Below are 2972 nucleotides of genomic sequence, written 5' to 3' on the forward strand. Positions count from 1 at the left end.
CTAGTTGGGAGCGCTCAGCATCAAGCCAGACGGCGCGGCGCTGGAACTTCGGACTAATCTCCAACGTACCATCAGTCCTTCGCGCGTTGAGCCAGGCGATTGTTTGTATCGTGACGTTGTATTTCATGGGGGAGCCTTCTGCCTAGCCAGGATGAAGCCGCGGCGGTAGTAGTCAGCTACCTCGGTGGTGTTCCTGAAGTAGAGTGCGGTGACCTTTCGGAACGCGACAGACTCGTCCGACAGCCTGTTGAGTAGACGCAGGAAGCTGAACCGCGTCGGGGAAGTGCGCTCTGGTATCCAAGCGGGCGAGACAAAGCCACTGTAGATGTTTTCGCCGTTTCGTCTGAGGCGTTGGCGCTGCTCGTAGTCGATGGCATACCAAGACTTTCGATGGTAGTCCCGAATCTGATCCCATGTCTGGACGAAGAGGTCTGCTGAAACGATGGCGACGTCCACGTCCGACGCCATGTCGAAGGGCTTGAATCCCTTCTCTGGGTTCAAGCTGTAGCCCCAGTTGCCGCTGCCGACGAGGCAGACCTCCGCATCCTGACCTATGGCATCAACGACCCTCTGCTTGAAGCCGTCGTACTCGGCTGCTGTTGCGAAGGCGCTGACTTCTCGTGCGCCCAAGTACCGGGCAACGAGGTCGTCCGGCTGGTGCGTTCTGATGAGCGAGAGAAACTGATCGCGGGTCACGGTGGTGATTGCGAGGCCTAACGTTCGACGGAGGGGTTAGACCGCAGCTGCGCTGTGCGACAAGGGACTTGAGAACGCTTCATTGCTCACGGAGGCGCACTTCGCTATAGCGCATGAACTGGAGATTTCCTGCTGACTCCAGCTTTCCCTCTTCAACCAACTTGGTGATACGTTGAGAGTAGTAAAGATCAGGAATGCCCGGCGGCCTTGGCTTTAGGTCCATCATTGTTGTGCCCACCACTCTGGCAACCTTTCTCCAACCGCGACTGCTATTTTCAAGCAACGCCCTGTCAATCCGCTCCACCTCGACGGCGCTCAACTTCGCGACCAGCTGCAATTGCTCTGTTGAAAGTGGAGGATCTGGATTGCGGTCTTCGTCCATTTGACCTGCCCAAGAGGCTAAAGCTATTGCTACACGGCTACCGACGAGCAACAGCCGCGGCTTCATATTCTGCGGTCTAACGTTCGACGTAAGGGCTGGCCGCAGGCCAGTCCCCTTGACGGAGGGGTTAGACCGCTGGTGGAAGTGAGCAGAGGAAGACATAGACGAACTTCTCTCGATGCTCGAGATGCGATTGAAGCAATTCGCCTCCAACGCCAACGAAGCGAAATGCTGCATTGTGGCCTCTGCCCAGCGATGCAACTGGATGCCGCCAGGATTCAATTTCTGAAACCTCAAGCTCGACCAGTTCCGCTGCTGCAAGTGGTTCCTGCCAGAAGCGATCGCCTTCGCGGTGCGTTCTGCGGGACTGAAGCGAACGAAAGACGGTACCCAAGGGAACTTCTTCATCGGAGTTGTTGATCACCACAGCGCGCCCGTCAGGAAGAAGGCGATCAACCATGACTTCTAGGTCTGCCATAGCAAACATTGCGGTCTAACGTTCGACATGAGCGGACCGCAGCGGCGCGCTCGGTGCGTCCGAAGCGCACCACTGCGCCCCGCCGTTGTGGGCCCGCTCGATGGAGGGGTTAGTCGTCATCGGCGAAAGGGGGAAAAGACTTCTACGCATTCGGAGCGCAGCTTCAGTGAGGAAGGCATGCGAAAACAGAATCGTACGTTGGCAGTGACATCGCCAAGCACCCACCGCACAGAAGCGCTAGCGCTGCCAACGACATGCAGCGAGCCTTACGGCCAGCGGTGTTCAGCACTTCATCATTGAGGTAGACAAAGCTTCCTGCGAGCAAGTACCACCCAACGGCAGATTCCCTGGGACTCTCGTCGTACTTGAAGTACCCGGACTCTCCGAACGATGCCCAAACAGATGGATGCCTGAGTTGTAGCGACCGATAGAACTCACGTTGAAGCTTCGCAGCCCACACGAGCATCGGCGTGCCAAGCGAAAAGAGGGCAAGCACAACTTGCTCGGGCAGATCACACATGCTGGCGGCTAACGTTCGACATGAGCGGCACGCGTAGGTGGGCGAAGCCCGCCGGAGCATGTCCGCTCGATGGAGTGGTTAGGCGCTGGCCGCGACATTGAGGCAGGCGAGAGTGATAAGCAGTGCAGCCAAACCGTAGCCCACAAAGAAAGTTGTTGTAAAGGCTTGGCCGGCTTGGGACGCCTGCTCATGCCGACTTGAGAACTGGCCAGGCGCCACTTCAATGTGTGGGTACCGCAATTCCAGCCACCAGAATGCCCCGTTGAGCCAAACGAAGGCAATTGCTGCGGGCGCTACTGTAGCTGCCAGCGGAAAGCCGGCTACACCTTTGTAGAGAACCAGGATGACGGCGGCGAAGGCAAATGCCAGAAGTGCCAGGACGAGGACGGTCCAGCGATATCGAATCAACGGGTGTGGAGCGGTAGACCTCATTGCCTGTGCCTAACGTTCGACATGAGCGGCGACCGTAGGCAAGCGCAGCTTGCCGGAGGGCGTCCGTTCGATGGAGGGGTTAGAAGGCTGTGTCATTGAGCGCCACTCTCTACTATGAGTGATAGTGGATACACGCTGTAACCGACGCCCTCGGTGGGCGCGCTCGAGATGGGCGAATAGAAGAGTGCAGACAACGCGACCCCAGCGACAGCAAACACGATTGCCGAGCGATGCCCGCGCTCACCGAATGCGCGAACAAATGAGGCAAGCCATGGCCAACCGCAGATTGCGACGACTGAAAGTAGCACTCCGGCCGCCCTGGCCGAATGACCGGAACTGTCGTTGGCAAACTCGTGACGCATTGCTGGGGTGGACCACAGAGCCGCGCCAATGATTGCGCCGCTCAACAGAAACGAGCCTGCAACGATGATGGGGGCGAGACGCATTTGCAGCCTTCTAACGTT

Annotated in this window: 5 protein-coding genes; all 5 read right to left on the reverse strand. The window is 57.9% G+C overall.

Annotated features, from left to right (window positions below; genetic code table 11):
- Positions 1-123: 123 nt before the first annotated feature.
- Positions 124-696: a hypothetical protein gene (locus E8D38_RS27460; RefSeq protein WP_140637455.1), complete on the reverse strand. Its 573-nt coding sequence runs from the start codon at positions 694-696 to the stop codon at positions 124-126.
- Positions 697-775: 79 nt separating this feature from the next.
- Entirely contained in the window at positions 776-1078 is a 303-nt protein-coding gene (locus E8D38_RS28520; RefSeq protein WP_181179538.1) for a DUF3658 domain-containing protein, read from the reverse strand.
- A 127-nt stretch (positions 1079-1205) separates the two neighbouring features.
- The gene (locus tag E8D38_RS28525) at positions 1206-1565 is read right to left on the reverse strand and encodes a hypothetical protein (RefSeq protein ID WP_181179539.1); all 360 of its coding nucleotides are present in this window, start codon (positions 1563-1565) and stop codon (positions 1206-1208) included.
- Positions 1566-2154: 589 nt separating this feature from the next.
- On the reverse strand, positions 2155-2508 hold the full coding sequence (locus tag E8D38_RS27470; protein ID WP_181179541.1) for a hypothetical protein: 354 nt from the start codon (positions 2506-2508) through the stop codon (positions 2155-2157).
- Positions 2509-2600: 92 nt separating this feature from the next.
- On the reverse strand, positions 2601-2972 hold a 372-nt coding region (locus E8D38_RS28695; protein WP_219851886.1), incomplete at its 5' end, for a hypothetical protein.

This window comes from Methylibium rhizosphaerae (assembly GCF_006386545.1).
Lineage (GTDB): Bacteria > Pseudomonadota > Gammaproteobacteria > Burkholderiales > Burkholderiaceae_C > Pseudorivibacter > Pseudorivibacter rhizosphaerae.

Bases quoted from the DNA above. Each gene is read 5' to 3' on its own strand.
- E8D38_RS27470 (WP_181179541.1), bottom strand. From the start codon at position 2,508: ATGAGGTCTACCGCTCCACACCCGTTGATTCGATATCGCTGGACCGTC.
- E8D38_RS28520 (WP_181179538.1), bottom strand. From the start codon at position 1,078: ATGGACGAAGACCGCAATCCAGATCCTCCACTTTCAACAGAGCAATTG.
- E8D38_RS28525 (WP_181179539.1), bottom strand. From the start codon at position 1,565: ATGTTTGCTATGGCAGACCTAGAAGTCATGGTTGATCGCCTTCTTCCT.